Raw genomic sequence first — 19785 nt, forward strand, 5'->3', positions numbered from 1 at the left:
TAACTGTCTACAGAAGAACAATATTCCCAACAAAATCGACAGAATATACATATAATATGCTACAATAGTAATAGACTTTTCCAAAAAGGGGCAGCTCCAAATGGTCGAAAAAGTAAAAGATACATTTCTTAAGTTTACAGAATTGAAGGAACAAAAAGGTGTTAAGCTACTCGGAAACTTCCTATTAATTCTATCCGTTATTGTCATGGGTCTAATAATATGTACAGTAGTCTATTTTTTTATTGCTGATTTTTTATACAATAATTAAATAAAAGGTTCATCTACAAATCCGAAACTACATGGTTGACTTAACACCCGTTCGCGGATATTATAGACATTGTAAGTCTACGATTAAAGGAGTACAATTTTATTATGAAATTTTCAAAGGCTACAAACTATGCTTTGCATACAATGCTATTCCTAGTTAAAGCAGAAACGGATAAACCGATTGGTGTTCAGCAATTAGCTGAATCTCAAGATGTTTCTCCCACATACCTTTCCAAGATATTAACAAAGCTTGTCAAAGCACGCTTGATTGATTCGATCTCAGGTGCACAGGGAGGATATAAATTATCCAGGAATAGAGATGAGATTAATTTCTTAGACATTATTCATGCAATAGAGGGAACAGCTTCCTTATTTGAATGTGACTTTCACCACAGTGACGGCTGCCTAATCCAAGCAGAAATTAAAAATGCAGAGGAAAAGATGAATGAGCACTTGAGAAAAACAAAATTAATTGATTTGGTTAAAAAAGAACAGCGTTTATCATAACTTCATTTCCGTTATGGTAAACATATTTTTTAAGCAAATTACAGATATTAAGAGTCTTTAATATCTTTCGGGGAGGTGGTGTCTTATATAGTAAAGGATGTTTTTTTATTCAAATTATAGATATAAACAGTCTTTAATATCTTTCAAGGGAGATGGCATAAATGAGATATGATTGCTTCATAATTGGTGGAGGGCCAGCTGGGTTGAATGCTGCATTAGTACTAGGAAGAGCAAGGCGCAGCGTGGCTTTAATTGATGGTAACAAACCGAGAAATGCAGTAACGCACGCTTCACATGGGTTTATTACAAGAGACGGTGTAACACCAACCGAATTTCGTACAATAGCAGCAAATGAATTATTACGATACCCTACCATTGACCATTTACAAGCAGAGGTATCTTCTGTTGAAAAAGTGGACGCTGGATTTAAAGTTCAAGATTCTTCTGGCTTTGTTTATAAAGCAAGAAAAGTCATCTTGGCTACAGGGGTAAGCGAAATCTTTCCTAAAATTGAAGGATTCTATTCCTTTTACGGTAAAAAGTTTATTCGTATGCCCCTATTGCGATGGCTGGGAGCATCGTGATCAGCCGTTAGTTATCGTATCTGAATCACCTCACGTATTTCATTATGCAAAAACAATCTACAATTGGAGTAAGGACTTAGTTGTTTGTACAAATGGTCATGCTCTACTGGATGAGGAACAAAAGGAGAAATTGGAAGCAAAAGGAATTAAGATAATGGAACAAGCTGTTTCCTCTTTTCTTGGACAAAGTGGCCAGCTTGAAAAGGTTCGCTTCAAAAATGGAACAGAAATAAAGCGAAGGGCTGGCTTTGTCATGTCAGAAATGGTGCCTAATATACAACTCGTTGAAAACCTAGGCTGTGAAAAGGAGCAATCAGGCACATTAAAAACCGATGATTTTGGTCGTACTTCGATAAAAGATTTATATATTGCCGGGGATGCCTCCTATGTGAATCCATCTCAATTAATCTTTGCTGCAGCAGATGGTAGTCGAACAGCAGCTGCTGTAAATATGGATTTAACAAAAGAAGATTTTTAGCTTATGAGATAGACTTTAATCAAGAAAGAATAGGAGGAAGTAATGTGGAACAAAATGTTTTTGAACAGCTAGCAAAGAGATATGATTCAGAAGAAAGAATAGAATTAGCAAACGTAATTGTGAAAGAAGTGAAATCAGAATTACCAAACAGTAAATCAAAGTCTCTTCTGGACTATGGTAGCGGTACTGGTCTCGTTAGTTTAGAATTGATCGATTTAGTGGATTCTATCGTACTGGTAGACTCATCTAAACAAATGACGGACGTTGCGCAAGCGAAAATTAACAACAGGGGTATTAACAATGCGAAAGCAGTTTACTCAGACTTCACTAAAGAAACTCCTGCACTTAAGGCAGACGTCATACTAATATCTCTTGTCCTCCTTCATATACCGGATACGAAGAAAATCTTACAACAGCTGTTTCAGGTTTTAAATAGTGGCGGCAAGCTTATTATTGTCGATTTTGACAAAACCGAAAAAATAAGTCATCCAAAAGTACACAACGGTTTTACTCACGAAGAACTGAAAAATCACTTAAACGAAGTTGGCTTTAAATCAACTCAAATTAATACCTTCCATCATGGAACACGGATTTTTATGAATCAAGATGCTTCCATGTTTGTATCAAGTAGCATGAAATAATAGAGTATAAAAACGACTTTTTCTATTTACTATACGGAAAAGGTCGTTTTTGTACTGTAATATCAGATAGGAGTATAGTTAATCTCTCTTCCAAGAGTAGCCAACACTTTTTTGGATTATAAGCAACTCATTCCTTATCCGCGGCATCTTCAAAAACAATTTCTAATAATGCAATCAACACTGCAACGATAATCTCTGTTTTAATTGAAAGTGTAATGCTACTCATGAACTCATCCACTGTATAAAGGACTAACCAATTGGATGTGAATTCTATACAAACTCGAATAACCATTACTTTAGATTTCCCTTTTATGTATAGCGTTGTCAGCTTGAAAATAGCTTTAGAAAAAATTTCAACAATAATCCCAAGAAAATAGAAACTGATAACAAATAATAACAGTGACCAAACCGTATCGTACTCCACACCAAGTAGATTGAAGACCCCCGCGATTCCAAAAAAGTAAATACCAACTACAAAACCAACCAAAAAAATAATAAAGATTGATATTCCAACAATTGATGCCATTTTTTCTTTCCAATTCATATCACGAAATGGACTCACCTCTGCCTTCTTAAATACAAAGTTCCGTACTACTATTTGCCTTGGATTGTTAATGTTTCATTTTCCGATAATCCCCTTCACTTAAAGACAAACGTCAGAAAACCTAATTAAAAATAAAGAGGAATTTAGCTTTCTATTATTTCTTTTACCCAACTAATTCCCTCGTTCACGAATGCTTCTGTGGGATTTGAATGTGGAGTATGTTCAAAAACAAAAAACACGTTTGAACTTCTTGAGAGCTTATTAATTAAATTCTCTACATTAAAATGGGTATTGTCTTTTTCATGTGAAGGGTGAACAGGTACCCAAATATATTTATTGTTATGAAACTCTACATTATGTAAATGGACTACTTTAATATGGCTCTTCCACTTTTCAATATAATCCATCGCTTTGTCGCCAGTTGCTAATAAATAATCCCCTATATCTATACAAAGTTTTATGCCATATTTGTCCCAAATTTCAATTGGAAAATTATCAAGCGCTCTAATTCCAAATGTAGATTTATTAAGACCGAGTTTTGGCTCGCAAACAATGGGTGTAGAATATTTTTCTTGTAGTAAAACTAACCGTTTAATCCCATCTTCAATGATTGCTGAAGTATCGATATCTTGTTCTTCTTTAAAATAAGGAAAGTGCACTAGAATATACTCAGCCCCTAACTGGGACATATAGTTAACTTCCACTTCAAGCTGTTGCCAAGCCTGCTCTGGTTCGTACTGTATTTTTTGCAATAAATCATTTTTACTTTGATTTCTATACAAAGGAGAGTGTAAACCAAAGGTTACATTTTTCTTCCTAACCAATTCTAAAAAATCGTTAAATGACTCCTCGTTTGGAAACTCACCAATTTCTATATGACTTATATCTTTCTTACTAAATAATAAAGGGAGCTTTTCAGGATCTGACATTATGACACTTCCAGAAAGAGCAATACGATGCATATTTCAATTCACCCTCTTCCCATATTCGTACTTTGACCATACACACATACTTATCCCCGATTTTCCTTTCCTCTACTTATTAAATTCAACAGAAAGAGCGTTAATCCTCTTTCGATTAACGCTCCCTTTAGATAAAGACATATATATTGAACTCTAAAATCAGCCTAAAACACCATTCTCTTCACTTGCTTCACATAGAAGAAGCGTACAATTAAGAAGTAAACAATCTGTATAACAGCGAAACTTCCTAGCACGAGCGAAGATTCAACTGTAAGATTGTAATCAAACAAATGAGATAAAGCAGTAAGTGCCACAATGCCGTGAACTAATGCCACTACAATTGGCGAGAAAAATAAGAGAGCAATTTGTCTGTTTACTACCTTTTTTAACTCCGTTTCCGTTAAACCAATTTTTGCAATGGATCGGAACTTGCGTTTCTCTTCATCCAAATCCGTAAATAAACGGAAGTACAGAAAGCTTCCGGCAGAAACGAAGAATACAATCCCAATAAACAAGCCAATAAATAAGATGGGCCCAAACGCTTTATTAATTTCAAAAAGGCTATAATCCACTGAAAACGCTTTGTGATCTAATTGTTCATCTAATTTACTTCCTGCTTCAATTATTTGCTCCGTTTGCCCGTCCTCTGCCTTCTCCAAGCAGCACTATGATCACTTCTAACAACTGTGCCAAGCTGACTGTAGATCTCGTCATTAACCACATAATAGCCGTTTAGTTCACCTAATACAGCAGATTTGATTACTTGGCTTGGTTTAATTTCTTCCCCGCCTTCTAATGGAATGTTAGATGCCATTAAGATTTCACTGGCTTTGGTTCCCTCTGCTAGCATGACATCACTCTGCTCCACTACAATCGCTTCATTTTTCTCTGGATTGAGCGGTTCTTCATCTATTAAAGTGGCAAAACGATTATAATCAGAAGCCTTGGCTATAAGTACTTGACGATCCTGTTCAGGCATTTCATAATAAGTCAATTCCATATCTTCCATTTTTGCCTCAACATTTTCTTCTTCCAATATGGCATTAATTTTCTTAATATCATTCTCAATAATTTCCTTACTATCATCCAGCCACGGACTATACGTGAAGGTAAAGGGATTCATCTCCTTTACCCCTTTAGTTAGGTAGGATTGAAAACCATATAATGTACCAATTGCACTAAACGCAACTGTAGAAATAATGGCTACCATGAAAAACGTTCTAGCATTATCCTTCATCCGAAACGATAAATCCGAGAATAACAGCATATTGGTTTTCCGCCAAAAGATCGATGTGTTGTTTTTAAACCGGCGGATGAAAAACACACTTAGTTGCGTGAATAGGAGATACGTACCAAGTGTTACTACGAGAATAACTGGAATCATTGCATAAACAACAAGTATACCCTCTACCATAACAGCCGTCCCATATCCGATGAGGAGGAGCAATGCTGCAACAACAGATAAGAAAACCGATGCTTTTGGCTCCCCTTTGGACTGCTTATCCCCCTTCACTAAGTCTGTTAATTTATTTGTCCGAAGAATAAACGATACAAAAACAGATATGAAGAAAAACAGCAGCATAAAGCTTCCAAACGTTACGACGACTGCAAGTGTTGGAAAATAGAACGGAAGTGACTCACTTATGATTAAGACATTTTCAGCAACGAGGAGGATAGCTTTAGCGAATAATAGACCTGCCAGGGTCCCGCCAACTGTTGCAAAAAATCCTATTAAGATGTTTTCTAAGAACACCATGAGCCGTATTTGCTTATTGGTCGCCCCTAACATGATTAAGAGGCCAAACTCTTTTTTCCTCGACTGTAGAAAGGAACTCATCGAATATAAAACAAAAAAGAAAGAAAACACATAGATAATTCCACCTGCAGCAGCCATTCCTAATAGCGCGTTTTGATTGACCGAACCATTGGAAAACGCTGGATGAAATGCAAAGATAGCAAAGGTGAAAAAGACCATCACTGTAAACATGCTACTAAGGAAGTAGGCAATATACAGTCGTTTGTTTCGTAAGACGTTATTAAACGCGAACTGACGAAAAGTCATTGCCGTCCCCTCCCATCAAGGAAAGCATGTCAATGATCTTCTGGAAAAATGCTTGTCTGTTCTCCCCACGATGGATTTCAGAATGGAGCTTCCCATCCCGGATAAAAATAACCCGATCTGAATAGCTAGCTGCCTGTGGGTCATGTGTTACCATTAACAGACTTGTTTTTTCTTTCTCATTAATCTCTTCAAGCATGTTCATGACATCTTTAGATGCTTTTGAATCTAGGTTCCCAGTAGGTTCATCGGCTAACAGTAATTTAGGCTTATGAATCATGGCTCTTGCAATGGCTACTCTTTGCGCCTGACCACCAGATATTTCATACGTGCGCTTCTTCATGATTGCTGAAATACCAAGACTCTCCGCAATGTCACGAGCCTTCTCTTTCATTTCTTTAACCAGGGTACCATCTAATGTAAGTGGCAACACAATATTTTCTTCCACCGTTAATGTATGCAGCAGGTTAAAATCCTGAAAAATAAAACCCAACTCATTACGGCGGAATTTTGCCAGGGCATTTTTCTTTAGCTTGTGTGGGTTTTCCCCTTCTATTTCTACTTCTCCCGTTGTTGGCATATCGTTTGTGGAAATAATATTAAGAAGGGTTGTTTTCCCGCTCCCTGATGGCCCCATAATAGAAACAAATTCACCCTTTTCAATTTCTAAGTTGATATCCGTTAGGGCACGATAAGCAACCTTGCCTTCATATATCTTACTCACTTTTGAAAGTATCAGCATAATCATTCTCCTTTTTCGAGCTTCTAACAAAAGTATAGTCTACGTGTTGTACTTTAAACTATCGATTATGCTTTCATGAGTATTACACCGATGTAAGGTTTTGTGTTTCAGAGAAAATGATTCGGATGGTGGTCCCTTTTTCAGCTGTTGATTCCATTTCAATACGATGCTCCAACCTCTCCGCAACCTCTTTTACTAAGTAAAGTCCCATTCCTGTGGATTCTCGGTAATTCCGGCCATTTTCTCCTGTATAAAACTTATTAAAAACTCGCCTCTGATCCACATCAGGAATGCCAATTCCAAAGTCTTTTATTTCGAGAACCGCATTTCCTTCGTGTTCGAAAATGTTTAGAACAATGTGATTTGCTTTGCCTGTAGAATATTTCACCGCATTATGTATGAGCTGGGTTAATAAAAAGAAAAGCCACTTCTCATCAGATTCCACGGTAATGCCAGGTTTCTCTTCTTTTAGTTGTGGGAACACCTCATGACGAATATAAAACAGTTTATTTTCTTGATTTACTTCACGAATTAGCTTGGATAGGGTAACCGGCTTCACCTGGAAATCCTCTGTAATCGTACGAAGTCTGGCCATATAAAGAACCGTGTTCAGACCGTTTCGCATTCGCTCTGTTTCTTCCCGTATACTTGAGGATTCCGGCTCATCCAGTGTACGTGCCGTTAATTCAATAACTGAAAGCGGGGTCTTCATTTGGTGTACCCAGCGATCCATGAACAGAAGGTGCTCATTCTGTGATTCTTCTGCCTGTTGAAGTTCTTCTTGGTATAACCGAAATTGCGCGAGTAGTAATTGATCCAAGGCTTCTGAAATGGGAGTTTGTTCCGTAATTTCAAGGGACTCATCCAGCTTCGCCATTGGATCTTGTAACCTTTGGTAAAAGTTTTTTCTACTAATATAACGGTAAATAAGAAAGGCTGTTAATAACACAATTGAAAGGAGAATTGCATAGATAATGACGCCCTTCCCTCGATAGCCGTCTAGCCAAAATAATACGGAAATCATGACACATTGGCTGAGCTGCGTAACGATAAGTAGTAAGTTTTCGCGAAGAAATAGCTTCATGCATTCTCCTCTCCCCATGTAACGCGTAGACGATACCCCGCTCCTCTAACGGTTTCCACCGCGTCTTCTATCCCGATTTCTTGAAACTTTTTTCGAACACGCGTAATGTTCACATTCAGTGTATTTTCATCTACAAAGGCCTCGTCATCCCATAGTTTTGCTAACAGATCCTGTCTACCAGCAATTCGAGGATAACGATCAAGTAGACTCTCTGTAATATCTGTTTCTTTTTTAGTTAGTTGCGCTACTTCATTTTTATAGCGTAATTCTAACCGTTCAGGATATAAACTTAATCCCGCTTGGGTCAACACTCTTTCCTCGTTTTTAACCGCATATTCACCGTAAGCACGCCTTAACTGACTTCTAATTTTAGCCATTACTATGTCAGGATGGAACGGCTTTGTAATAAAGTCATCCCCGCCATTTTCAATTGCCATGACTTGGTCCATCTCTCCTGTCCGTGCAGAAATAAAGATGACCGGACAAATGGACTCTTTTCGGATTTGCCTGCACCAATAATACCCATCATAACTAGGAAGATTGATATCCAGTAACAAAAGATCAGGCTGCACTTCTCGAAATGTTCCCATGATATCTGTAAAGTTGGTGGCAACTGTCACATCATATTCGTATTTTTTTATATAAGAAGATAAGTACTCTGCAATTTTCATATCATCTTCCACAATCATTATTTTTTTCATATATATATGTCTCCTAGCACCATATTTCATTCATGTTCAATTTTACATAACAATTCCGGGAAATACCATGATGAGGGAAATGAAGACAATAAAAATAACGGGAGAGCTTGTTGGAAGCTAACCCGTTACGTTTTTTCTGAAAAAAATCCAATTCGTCTGCACCTGTTAAAGATGTGGCAAGGAGTGAATATAAGAAAGACTATTTAACACTTGTTTTTTGATGTTCATAACAATATATTTTCCCATTAAACTTCTTATTCGATAAGCAGTATGTCGCTACCTTATTGGAAACGGCTTTCCGACATACCTCACATTTCGAGTCACTTTTTTGAGTTTTTGTTCTTTCTGTATTTTTCTTTTCATTAATTCGAGTTGTGTGCATTTCTCTAATCTTCGGATCTGTAATGTTTGCCTCAGTAAATTCTTTGTAAACTGCTGATTGGTCTTGTTCGGTTAATAAAGCTTCTTTAAATTTCAATTTATTAATAGACACTTTTCTTTGGATGGACTCAGATAGGTAAAGATCATATATTACCAGCTCATCAGAATGAATATCTCTTAGTTCAGAATCAATTTTCAACGTACAACGCTTCGTAAAAGAGACAATAGAAAAAAACTTATTGTGATATTGCTCATCAACATACTTCTTTAATGCCTCTATATGCCCGTAATTCTGTACGATAGGACTTAACATCTTAAATTTACCGTTTACTAGCCATGTTTTTCTATTCTTCCCACCATAAATAGTTCCTTGATAGTTCTTCGTTTCAATTACGAATATGCCATACGGCGTAATAACGAGATGATCAATCTGAGAATAACCAGATATGGACTTTGGATTTTCAATCATGATGTCATTTAAGTATTTATATTCTTTTGGAAGCTGGGAAAGTTGGATATCTATTTTGTGTTCGCCAATCTCCCCTTTGCGCGTGGCTACTCTTTGATTATTGTTTCTCTTTCTATCACTCTCATTACTCTGTCTTCTCTTATCATCATGTTTCTTCTCATTAACGGTGCTTTTCTTTTTCTTCTCTACTTTATCTTTTCCCTTAAATAAGTTAAACAGCATGCAATTACTCCTTTATCTTTTAGATACTCTACTTATGTGGGATGCCCCTGGTAACAATATTAATCTAGTCATTTCCTTTTATCGTCTTTTCCAAGGTAAATATGAACATTAATTTATAAAAGGCGACTGCTGTTGCTCCCCTTTATTTTTTTCAATAGAATATTAAGTAAATAGACACTACAAGGAGGAATTACCATGCCAACCTATAACAAACTAGTCCGAGATAAAATACCAGAGATCATCCAAAAAAAGGAAAAGACTCCAAAACAGAAATCTTATCAAATGATCGTTACATAGAAGAGCTGAAAACAAAGCTAAACGAAGAGATAACCGAATATCAAGAAATGACTACAGATACCGATGCTCTAGAAGAACTTGCAGATGTTTTAGAGTTAATGCATGCACTCGCTGGTGTTCATGGCGCGTCCTTTGATGAAATAGAAAAAGTACGGAAAGAAAAAGCTGCCAAAAGAGGAGGCTTTACTGGCAAAATCTTTCTAATTGAGGTTGAGGGATGATGTTATTTTCGATTCTGTTCAAGATGCCCTTGACCAAGGACCTGACTTTTAAATCCTGACTGGTGCTGATTATTTAAATGTCACATAATACCAGGCAAAATTGTGAATATAAACTCCAGTTCTATTTTAAACGGAAGGGGTATAAATAAGTCCCAGTTACTGTACAGTACTCTATGACTAAGAAAAATGTTATTATTTAACTAGCTAGAATTGAAAGAGGGATATAATGAAGAAGACAGTAAAAGTAGTTGCAGCTATAATTGAAAATGATCAAAACGAAATTCTTTGTGCTCTTCGCTCACCTGATATGTCTATTCCAAACATGTGGGAATTCCCGGGCGGTAAAGTAGAGATAAATGAAGATATTTATACTGCTGTGGAAAGAGAAATTGAAGAAGAATTGGGTTGTAACATCGAAACGAAGGGATTACTAAATGAAAACACTCACGAATATGAGTCTTTCATTATTAATCTTATCGCGATTAAAGCAAAGGTCATAAAAGGAGAACCTCTAGCAAGTGAACATTCTACACTCATATGGTTAAAAAGAGAGAACTTAAATTCTCTGAAATGGGCTCCCGCTGATATTCCCGCTGTCAAAGAATTAATAAATGAAAAAGTCTAGCTCGCGAGCTAGACTTTTCTTATATTCCTATTCATTTCCATTAACAATGTACTGGTATAACTTATGCTCAATGGGTTTATCTAATACCATGTTCATGTGTACCACTGGTATTTCCTTACCGTTTTTATCAAGCATTTTATCCTGCTCGACTGTTTCTTTATCTGGAAGAGTTTGGCCGAGATAATAAAATCCGCTACCTTCATCATCATCCTTTTTTATAAAGAAATGTAGATCCATATTTGTCTCATCAGCATTTACAATCTTTTTAACCTCTTCTGAAGCTAATGTCCGCTTACTTCGAGTATACCATTTGAAAATTTCAGGACTAATAAATTCATCCCCATAATTAACACTAGATTCTACTTCGTCATTTTTGTGATAAGTAACGAATATCGGACAAGTCTGGTGTTTGGGTTTGTAGCCATACATGGTTGAACTTTCGTCATTATTCCAGTTTAATAACTTGCAAGCATCTTTTCTAGAATACTTCTCGTATCTAGTAAGTTTCTTATTGAGTTGATACTTTTTATTCCGCTCAAGCCCACACTGCACAACATCCATAACCAATTTATTAAATAATTGATTGGTTTGCAGCCCGTCTCTTACTACTTCGTTAAAAGAATACTTATTATCTCTGTTTAACTCAATAATTGGCTTGTAACCATATTTTTTCTGATCTGTTTGGGTAAAGAAGGACAAATCAAATATACGATGCACAGAGTTTAACGTTGATTCCTCAACAATACACCCTGACTCTTCTAATGCCAGGTGATATTCTTCTGAATCGACACTTCCTTTTGATAGTAACTGGTCTAACAATACAAGTTCATGTTTACGTTTCCCATCAAGTATTTCCAATGAAAGCATTGTGAGAACACTATGTTGGTATGCACTTAATGTAGTAATGTCTTCATTCATTTTTAGAAGGAAAGCGTAGAAACTTTTAAATTTACCTGCAATTACGACTGGATCAATAGAATGATTCGTTATAAAGTCATATAAATATGGTGTCCGTCCAAGTCGGTTTTTCAATTCTACAAACGCTTCTTTAAAAACCTTCATGGCTGTCAAATTACTAGCGTTTATCGATTTAAATATTTGTTTTTTTGCGATTTCCTCAAAATTAACGGTTGATACTCCCTTGATGTAACTCGTCTCTGTTGCGCGTCTACGTATATTGTCTTTGTTCTGCGATTTATCTCCAGATAAAGCCATCGGAATCATATAGTTGTTTTTGTAATTACCGATAAAATCAATGATTGTAACAAAATCTTTTGACTCATGTTTACGAAGGCCACGCCCAAGCTGTTGGATAAAGATAATGCTAGATTGTGTCTGTCTTAACATGACAACTTGGTTTATACTTGGAATATCAATTCCCTCATTAAAAATATCTACGGTAATAATGTAATCCAGAACTCCATTTTCCAAACGTTCAACTTGATATATACGCTGATCCTGAGAGTGGTCACCGGTTAAGGCAATAGTTTTAAACCCTTTATCGTTTAAAGCAGTAGATAATTTTACCGCTTCCTCTTTTCGGCTACAGAACATTAATCCTCTTACTTTATCACCCGAATGACTATAATAATCCAACTTATCTATAATATGATTTACTCGCTCAACTGTAACAAGTTTGGATAATATTGCTGTATCATCGATTATCTCTCCATCGTATTCAAGATCGGTAACACCGAAATAATGAAATGGACATAACATATCTTCTTCAAGTGCCTCCTGTAACCGAATTTCATAGGCAATATTATAATCAAACAGCTCATATATATTAAAATCATCAGTACGCTCTGGAGTTGCAGTCATCCCTAATAAGAAGTCTGGCTCGAAATGATCTAGTACTCTTAAATACGACGCTGCTCCTGCTTTATGCACTTCATCTATAAGAATATAATTAAACTCATGTGGGTCAAACTTTTGTAAGGTCTCTAGTTTAGAAATCGTTTGTATTGTGGTAAACAGGTATTTTGCGTCCGTTTGCTTAATTGAACCTGTTAATATACCAAAGTCTCTATCCAAGCCTCCCAAAATTTGTTGAAAGTCGGACTTCGCTTTATGTAAAATTTGCTCTCGATGTACAACAAATAACATCCTTTTTGGTGCAACACGACGAACATCAAAGGCAGATAAAAATGTTTTTCCTGTACCAGTTGCCGACACAACAAGGCCCTTATCGTGACCTTCTTCTCTTACACTCTGTATTTCTTTTAAAGCTACTTCTTGCATTTTATTTGGATGAATGTCGGTCGCAGTTTTAATAGGATTGACATCATATTCTGTCGGAAGTTCAATTACTTTCGCTGCAGCTTGATATTCCACCGGCTTGTATATTTCCTCATATGACTTAATCCAATCATCTGTTAATGGGCTTGCTTCTTGCCACACCTCTTCAAATTGGTTCTTAAAGTGATGTATGACTTCACCGTTCTCATAGGAAGTTAGTTTCACATTCCACTCATAATTTACTTTTAATGCCTGTGCAGTAAGATTTGAACTACCTACAATTAACGAATAGTACTTATCATGCTCAAATATGTAACCTTTTGAATGGAACCCTTCCATTTCAGTTAACCGTACTTCAACGTTTGTTATCTTCTTCAATTCTTTAAAAACTTTCGGTTGGTTAAAATTTAGAAAGGTAGATGTTAGTATTTTACCCTTAATCCCTTTTCTTTTAAGATCAAGTAAATGTGATTTTAAAGTAGCAAGGCCACTTTCCGTTATAAAGGCAACTGAGAAAATAAAAGATTTACAACTATCTAATTCCTTAACTAATGACGTTAATACATCTATGCTTTTCTTAGTATTGTTCAATAGCAATCTCGGTTTATATGTATCCATTTTTCCCTTGGTCTGGTCTATAAATCCTTTATGTAAAGATTCTTCAAGATTTTTAATGAAATCCTCCATCTAATCCCCCGCGTCTCTTACTTGTTATATCTCTACTGTAGACACTATATCGTAAATATCTTTTCCTAATTTTAACATAATTTATCGCAAAATATTATAATACTTCATGAATTGCAATTAAGTAAAAAGAACTAGGCCCATAAATCATAGATTTTTTAAAAGGGATTAACGAAACAATTGTTCCATCTTTTATACTTATCTATTAAGTATTATGATAATATGATGATACAACTACATAGTATAGTGGGCGGTTGGCCACTTCCTGAGAAGGGAGGTGGTAAAGATGACGACTTATCAAGTAATAAGCTTACTACTCCATTTTAGCGTTTCCATGACAGCAGGATTAACACTTATTATAACCATCGTCATCTTTCTAAACAAAAAGAAGTAACCGCCCTCTGACCAAGGTATCGGCTACTTCTTTTTAGTTCATCAAACATCTGGTCAACCGCTCTTTATGCGGATGTAGTTGTGGTATCGGGTAGTTCGCGCTACTCGATACCTTTTTCTTATTATTAGTATAATTTTATTTATATATACTGTCAATTATGCCCCTACTAGATCCATTACTTCATATACCGATATTTCAAAAGACCCTTCAACATAGAAATCTCCTGTAACAAGCTCTCTCCAACATTGGTCTCACGCACTTTTTTCCGCTTCAATTCCTTATCCACTAACCTCTTCACGGATAAAACATCATTTCCATTGTGCAATACTTCTTGCTTGGAATTGAAATGTTTATGGGCGACAAGCTGCATGCCATAGGAGTTGTATAATAATGTGTAGCCGGCGATTCCTGTTGTCGGTTGGTAAGCTTTGGAGAATCCTCCATCGATCACAACGATTTTTCCATTTGCTTTAATTGGGTTCTCCCCTTCGATCTCTTTCACTGGTGTGTGGCCGTTGATAATATGACCATGCATCGGGTCGAGTTCAAATTCCTTTAAAATCTTGTGGCAGATTTCCTCATTTTCACGCATGTAATAATACGGATTTTTCACTTCTTTATGTGTTTTCTTATCTGTAATAAAATACCGCTCAAAGGTCGTCATTTCTCTTTTTCCAAATAAGGAGGAATGCTCACCTGTCCACAAATACCAGACCATATCTGTCGCAAGGTCATCTGTCTCTTCCGGATGGTCAAAGGAATAGCGTAAATAATGTTCAAAGATATCAAGCAGTTCACGGCCTGCATAAGATTTGTTCTCAATCTTCATCTCTTCCATATTTCCTTGCTCATCTATCGGAATACAGCCATGTATTAACAAGTTTCCATTATACTTGAGGTAAAGGCTTCCCTTTTTCATCAGGAAGCGCATATGTCTGCCCAATTTTTCGGAATGCCGGACAGAGAATAACAATTTATCGATTACTTGCTGTTCTTCCTCTAGTAATTGATCTGGTTGTTCTGGGTTCACTGTTGCAAAACAGGTGTTAACTAATGGATACGTTTCCCCGCGCAATGTGATCTCGTTTTTCTCATAATTAACCTTCTCCAAAACTAGCCGTTTCTCCATATTGAAGTTAGGACGTCTTTTTATAATTGGACTCTCCAGCTTAAATTGAATCATCGCAATTGCTTGATGAATTTTTGTAATTTGTGATTGTTCTTGATCCGATATTTTTTTATTAGATTGTCTTTTCGGTCTGAATGCTGGATTATCCTCATAGTACTTCTCCGCTAAATTAAGCAGTGGTCGAAGATTAATTCCATAAACGTCTTCAATTATATCCAAGTTATCATAACGGGCGCAGATACGAATAATATTAGCTAAACAAACCTTCGAACCTGCAAACGCACCTAACCAGAGCACATCGTGGTTTCCCCATTGCACATCAACAGAATGGTAATTAATGAGCGTATCCATAATTTTATCCGGTTCTGGACCACGGTCGTAAATGTCCCCCACCACATGAAGATGGTCAACTACCAATCGCTGCGTTGTATAGGCAAGGCCTATAATTAATTCATCCGCTTGATCGAGTGAAATAACTTGCTCCACGATTTTTTTATAATAGGGTTTCTTATTGGTGTAATCGTCTGTTTTATATAGAAGCTCTTCAATAATATATACAAATTGCTTTGGTAATGCTTTACGCAATTTTGACCTTGTATACTTAGAAGAAGCATAGGAAACGAGCTGAATCAAATGCTCAATCTTTTTTATGTACCATTCATTTATCTCTTTTTTATTTGCAAAATGGCTCTTAATCAATTGTAGTTTTTCTTCTGGATAATAAACCAATGTCGCAAATTCTGTAATCTCTTCTTCAGATAATTCATTGGAAAAACGGTCTCTTATTTTCTCTTTCACTTTGCCCGAGCCATTTCGTAGCACATGTTGAAATGCTTGATATTCCCCGTGCAAATCACTAACAAAATGCTCTGTTCCCTTAGGCAGGTCGAGGATGGCTTCAAGGTTGATAATTTCGGTTACGACTTTTTCTTCACTTTCATAACGTTGTGCAAGTAAATCCAAAAACTTGTTTTTCAAAACGATTGCATCCCCTTTTAACAGTTAAATCTATCATGTACATTATTACTAGTATAACTGAAAATTGCCTGCTAAGTGAACTCGATTTGTTCGTACAAATATAGAAAATAATGGGTTGCTATCGACAAGCCTATTCAACTTTGTTAAAAGGGTTGCATGTTACGCATTTTCAATTACATTCTGTCTATCTTTCCTAATCTCTTCAAGTTTTTTCTTGTTTGTATCTACTTCTCTTTCTAGATCCCTTATGATCCTTTCAACTTCGTCCTGTTTATAGCTTACTTGATCTCTGGCTTCATTTATTCTGTTTTGAACCATAAAGTCGACAAAGATTCCGTCCAAGAAAAAGTCGGCAAATTTAAGCATACCTGAGATATCAATTTGGACATCTAATTCTTCCTCTACATCTAGCAATTCTTTTTGAAAACGTCGCATGCTCGTTTGCGCCTTGTGGATCGCTGCTGTAGCGTCGTCTATGTGACCATGTTTTGCGATTCCTGAAATAGCTCCTCCCCCAAACATATCAAAGGTACCCCAGTTTGCTGCACTATCTAACGAGGCATGCGCACTATCCAAATCTTCCACTACATAAGAACCTGCCTTAATGGCCTCATTGAGTTCAACCATGTATGCTTTTGTATCGCCTTCCTGCTCCGTTAGCTGAACTAACATAGCAGCTGAGGAATTGTTACTTTGTTTAATATATTGTTCTTTTTCAGCAAATAGTTGTTGATACCTTGTCTCTACATTCCCTAGTTTTTCCAGTTCATATCTTAGTTCTGTTAGGGCTTGATTTAATTCCTTTTTCGTTTTCTCAGCTTCCTGCAATTCCAACTGGACAGCAATTACTTCTTGCTTCTCTTTTTCTATCTTTTCCTCTTTACTTCCTTTTAGTGCTAGGAATACTCCAGTAATACTAAACCCTTCTAACTTTTCAACATCCTTTTCCTCTTCAACAAGCTGCTTCTTTAAGTTGGATATAATACTATCAATCTCTGTTCGTTCTCTTTCATAATCCGTCACTTGGTTCTGCCATTTATTCTTCTTTCTTAGATCTGCTTTCACCTGTATAAGTTCTTCATTTAATCGATCTACCATTATAAATTCCCCCTCCCTTATTTATTACGAAAAGTCTTTTACAAAAGTTTCACAGCATAAGCCACTAAAAAATGACCCTAGATAAAGACTACATCCTCATCTAAGGTCATTCATTATGGTGTATAAATTATTTACTCTTGATTAACAAGTTCGTCTTCAACGGCACCTGCTTCAATCGGGTTTCTGATTAGATAATCAAAAGCTCCTAGTGCAGCTGTCGCTCCAGATCCCATCGAGATAATAATTTGGTTATAGACACTATCTGTACAGTCACCAGCTGCAAACAAACCTGATACTGTTGTAGCACCATGCTTGTCCACAACAACTTCACCTATGCGGTTCTTTTCAACTGTATTATCAAGCCAACCTGTATTTGGTACCAGGCCGATTTGGACAAACACACCTTGTAAATCGATTTGTTTCTCTTCATTTGTTTCACGATCAAGATACTTGATGCCATTCACATTGTCTGAACCAGTGATTTCCGTTGTTTGAGCGTTTTTAACGACGGTTACGTTAGGGAGTTTAGCTAGACTATTTTGAAGTACTTCATCAGCCTTTAAGGTATCAGAGAACTCAAGAACAGTTACATGGTTTACGATACCTGCTAGGTCAATCGCAGCCTCGACGCCAGAGTTTCCTCCACCGACGACAGCAACGTCTTTTCCTTCAAATAATGGACCGTCACAGTGTGCGCAGTATGCTACACCTTTGTTGGCGAACTCCTCTTCTCCAGGTACACCAAGCTTACGCCAGCTTGCACCAGTAGAAGCAATTACCGTTCTGCTTTTTAGAATAGCGCCATTATCTAGCTCTACTTCAAACATATCTTTCTTCTCTACGTGACGTACACGTTGTAAGTTCAAAACATCTATTCCGTAATCTTTCACATGTTCTTCTAAGCTTGCAACAAGCTTCGGTCCTTCGGTACTTTTTACACTAATGAAGTTCTCAATGCTCATTGTGTCTAGTACTTGTCCACCAAAGCGTTCTGCTACAATCCCAGTGCGGATGCCTTTACGTGCAGCATAGATGGCAGCACTAGCTCCAGCAGGTCCTCCACCAACAACAAGCACGTCGTATGGATCTTTTTCAGATAGTTCGGCTGCATCGGGTCCGCTACCTAATTTGGCAAGCATCTCTTCAGCTGTCATACGACCACTACCAAACTCTTCCCCATTTAAGGTTACAGTTGGTACAGCCATAATGTTTTTGCTGTCTACTTCTTCTTTGAAGGCAGCTCCATCAATCATGGTGTGGGTAATACCAGGATTAAGCACACTCATCATATTTAGTGCTTGTACGACGTCTGGGCAGTTATGACACGTAAGACTTACATAGGTTTCAAAGTGATACTCACCTTTAACCTTTTTCGCTTGGTCTATAACACTTTGATCTACCTTGGGAGCTCTTCCACTAACTTGTAGTAAAGCGAGCACTAGTGATGTGAACTCATGTCCAAGTGGAACGCCAGCAAAGGTTACCCCAGTGTCTTCGCCAACACGGTTCACACTAAAGCTAGGTGTTCTTTTCAAGCTTGCTTTTTCGATAGTGATCTTCGATGACATAGAAGCAATTTCATCAACAAGCTCCTGCATCTCTTTTGATACACTATCGTCGCCTGTATCTACTTTCAGTACAATATCACTTTCAAGTAATTGCAGGTATTGGTCTAGTTGTGCTTTAATGTTTGATTCAAGCATGCTTATCGCACTCCTTAAATTTTACCTACTAGGTCTAGGCTTGGTGTAAGTGTTTCAGAGCCTTCTTCCCATTTAGCAGGGCAAACTTCACCAGGATTTTTACGAACATATTGTGCTGCTTTGATTTTATCAACAAGCACACTAGCATCACGGCCAATGCCGTCTGCATTAATTTCTACTGTTTGAATAACACCGTCTGGATCGATGATGAACGTACCACGATCTGCAAGACCTGATTCTTCGTTTAGTACTTCAAAATTACGAGAAATCGTTTGGGATGGGTCACCAATCATTGTATACGTAATTTTACCGATTTTTTCGGAAGTGTCATGCCAACCTTTATGAACGAAATGCGTATCCGTTGATACAGAGTATACTTCTACTCCTAGGTCTTTTAGCGTTGCATATTCATTTTGTAAATCTTCAAGTTCAGTTGGGCAAACAAATGAGAAGTCTGCTGGGTAGAAACATACTACACTCCATTGACCTTTGAAGTTTTCTTCTGTTACATCTACAAAGTCACCGTTGAAATAAGCTTTTGCATTAAATGGTTTTACTTCTGATCCGATTAAAGACATTGTGTAAATTCCTCCTATAGGTGCATTTTAATAATAGTTATTCTAATAAAGCATACACTAATATATATTGACAAACATTGCAAGAGATATCCGAAAGACCTTATATATTTCACATTATAGTCAATTTTATATAATGTAACCGTTGTCATTTAGAGTTTATAATTGAGATTATTTAATTATTTCCTTTTTGCCTTTTCAT

Annotated in this window: 16 protein-coding genes and 3 pseudogenes; 7 read left to right on the forward strand and 12 right to left on the reverse strand. The window is 36.8% G+C overall.

Features of this window, described 5'->3' with window-relative positions; translation table 11 throughout:
• The first annotated feature begins 100 nt into the window (after positions 1-100).
• The 4 genes and pseudogenes from BN988_RS18825 (at position 101) to BN988_RS06750 (ending at position 2477) form a co-directional block, all read left to right on the forward strand.
• Positions 101-268 carry a hypothetical protein gene (locus tag BN988_RS18825; protein ID WP_155988270.1) on the forward strand — a complete coding sequence of 56 codons (168 nt, stop codon included), beginning with the start codon at positions 101-103 and terminating at the stop codon, positions 266-268.
• A gap of 104 nt (positions 269-372) precedes the next feature.
• Complete coding sequence (locus BN988_RS06740; protein ID WP_036574439.1) at positions 373-774, forward strand: Rrf2 family transcriptional regulator; 402 nt, start codon at positions 373-375, stop codon at positions 772-774.
• 161 nt (positions 775-935) lie between these two features.
• Positions 936-1836, forward strand: a pseudogene (locus tag BN988_RS06745) (NAD(P)/FAD-dependent oxidoreductase).
• Positions 1837-1880: 44 nt separating this feature from the next.
• Positions 1881-2477 (forward strand): class I SAM-dependent methyltransferase, encoded by a 597-nt coding sequence (locus tag BN988_RS06750; protein WP_036574443.1) that lies wholly within the window; start codon positions 1881-1883, stop codon positions 2475-2477.
• A 127-nt stretch (positions 2478-2604) separates the two neighbouring features.
• Here BN988_RS06750 and BN988_RS06755 read toward each other — a convergent pair whose 3' ends face one another.
• From BN988_RS06755 to BN988_RS06785, 7 genes and pseudogenes are all read right to left on the reverse strand, one after another.
• Positions 2605-3039, reverse strand: coding sequence for a regulatory YrvL family protein (locus BN988_RS06755; protein ID WP_231495196.1), 435 nt, complete (start codon positions 3037-3039; stop codon positions 2605-2607).
• A 125-nt stretch (positions 3040-3164) separates the two neighbouring features.
• The gene (locus tag BN988_RS06760; protein ID WP_036574445.1) at positions 3165-3983 is read right to left on the reverse strand and encodes a TIM barrel protein; all 819 of its coding nucleotides are present in this window, start codon (positions 3981-3983) and stop codon (positions 3165-3167) included.
• Positions 3984-4147: 164 nt separating this feature from the next.
• Positions 4148-6045: pseudogene (locus tag BN988_RS06765) on the reverse strand (FtsX-like permease family protein).
• Entirely contained in the window at positions 6020-6784 is a 765-nt protein-coding gene (locus tag BN988_RS06770; protein ID WP_036574446.1) for an ABC transporter ATP-binding protein, read from the reverse strand. Before BN988_RS06770 ends, BN988_RS06765 begins: the two are co-directional and overlap by 26 nt.
• Before the next feature lie 82 nt (positions 6785-6866).
• Positions 6867-7868, reverse strand: a complete 1002-nt coding sequence (locus tag BN988_RS06775; RefSeq protein WP_036574448.1) for a sensor histidine kinase — start codon at positions 7866-7868, stop codon at positions 6867-6869.
• Complete coding sequence (locus tag BN988_RS06780; RefSeq protein ID WP_036574450.1) at positions 7865-8569, reverse strand: response regulator transcription factor; 705 nt, start codon at positions 8567-8569, stop codon at positions 7865-7867. The genes BN988_RS06775 and BN988_RS06780 overlap by 4 nt, the downstream gene beginning before the upstream one ends.
• Before the next feature lie 199 nt (positions 8570-8768).
• Entirely contained in the window at positions 8769-9641 is an 873-nt protein-coding gene (locus tag BN988_RS06785) for a nuclease-related domain-containing protein (RefSeq protein ID WP_036574452.1), read from the reverse strand.
• 195 nt (positions 9642-9836) lie between these two features.
• Between BN988_RS06785 and BN988_RS06790 the strand changes: the two are divergent.
• A pseudogene (locus BN988_RS06790) lies at positions 9837-10159 on the forward strand (MazG-like family protein).
• 226 nt (positions 10160-10385) lie between these two features.
• Entirely contained in the window at positions 10386-10784 is a 399-nt protein-coding gene (locus tag BN988_RS06795) for a (deoxy)nucleoside triphosphate pyrophosphohydrolase (protein WP_036574455.1), read from the forward strand.
• A 27-nt stretch (positions 10785-10811) separates the two neighbouring features.
• Here the strand turns inward: BN988_RS06795 and BN988_RS06800 are convergent, their stop codons facing one another.
• Positions 10812-13709: a DUF3427 domain-containing protein gene (locus tag BN988_RS06800; RefSeq protein WP_036574458.1), complete on the reverse strand. Its 2898-nt coding sequence runs from the start codon at positions 13707-13709 to the stop codon at positions 10812-10814.
• A gap of 283 nt (positions 13710-13992) precedes the next feature.
• Between BN988_RS06800 and BN988_RS19165 the strand changes: the two genes are divergently transcribed.
• The gene (locus BN988_RS19165) at positions 13993-14100 is read left to right on the forward strand and encodes a putative holin-like toxin (RefSeq protein WP_222705296.1); all 108 of its coding nucleotides are present in this window, start codon (positions 13993-13995) and stop codon (positions 14098-14100) included.
• Positions 14101-14275: 175 nt separating this feature from the next.
• Here the strand turns inward: BN988_RS19165 and BN988_RS06805 are convergent, their stop codons facing one another.
• From BN988_RS06805 to ahpC, 4 genes are all read right to left on the reverse strand, one after another.
• A complete protein-coding gene (locus tag BN988_RS06805; protein ID WP_036574459.1) occupies positions 14276-16207 on the reverse strand; it encodes a fructose-bisphosphatase class III in 1932 nt (643 codons plus the stop codon).
• Positions 16208-16366: 159 nt separating this feature from the next.
• Positions 16367-17305, reverse strand: a complete 939-nt coding sequence (locus BN988_RS06810) for a hypothetical protein (protein ID WP_036574462.1) — start codon at positions 17303-17305, stop codon at positions 16367-16369.
• A gap of 131 nt (positions 17306-17436) precedes the next feature.
• Complete coding sequence (gene ahpF / locus BN988_RS06815) at positions 17437-19008, reverse strand: alkyl hydroperoxide reductase subunit F (protein ID WP_036574465.1); 1572 nt, start codon at positions 19006-19008, stop codon at positions 17437-17439.
• 14 nt (positions 19009-19022) lie between these two features.
• Positions 19023-19586, reverse strand: a complete 564-nt coding sequence (ahpC, locus tag BN988_RS06820) for an alkyl hydroperoxide reductase subunit C (protein WP_036574467.1) — start codon at positions 19584-19586, stop codon at positions 19023-19025.
• Between the last annotated feature and the right edge of the window lie 199 nt (positions 19587-19785).

Source organism: Oceanobacillus picturae (genome assembly GCF_000612865.1).
Taxonomy (GTDB): Bacteria; Bacillota; Bacilli; order Bacillales; family Amphibacillaceae; genus Oceanobacillus_B; species Oceanobacillus_B jordanicus.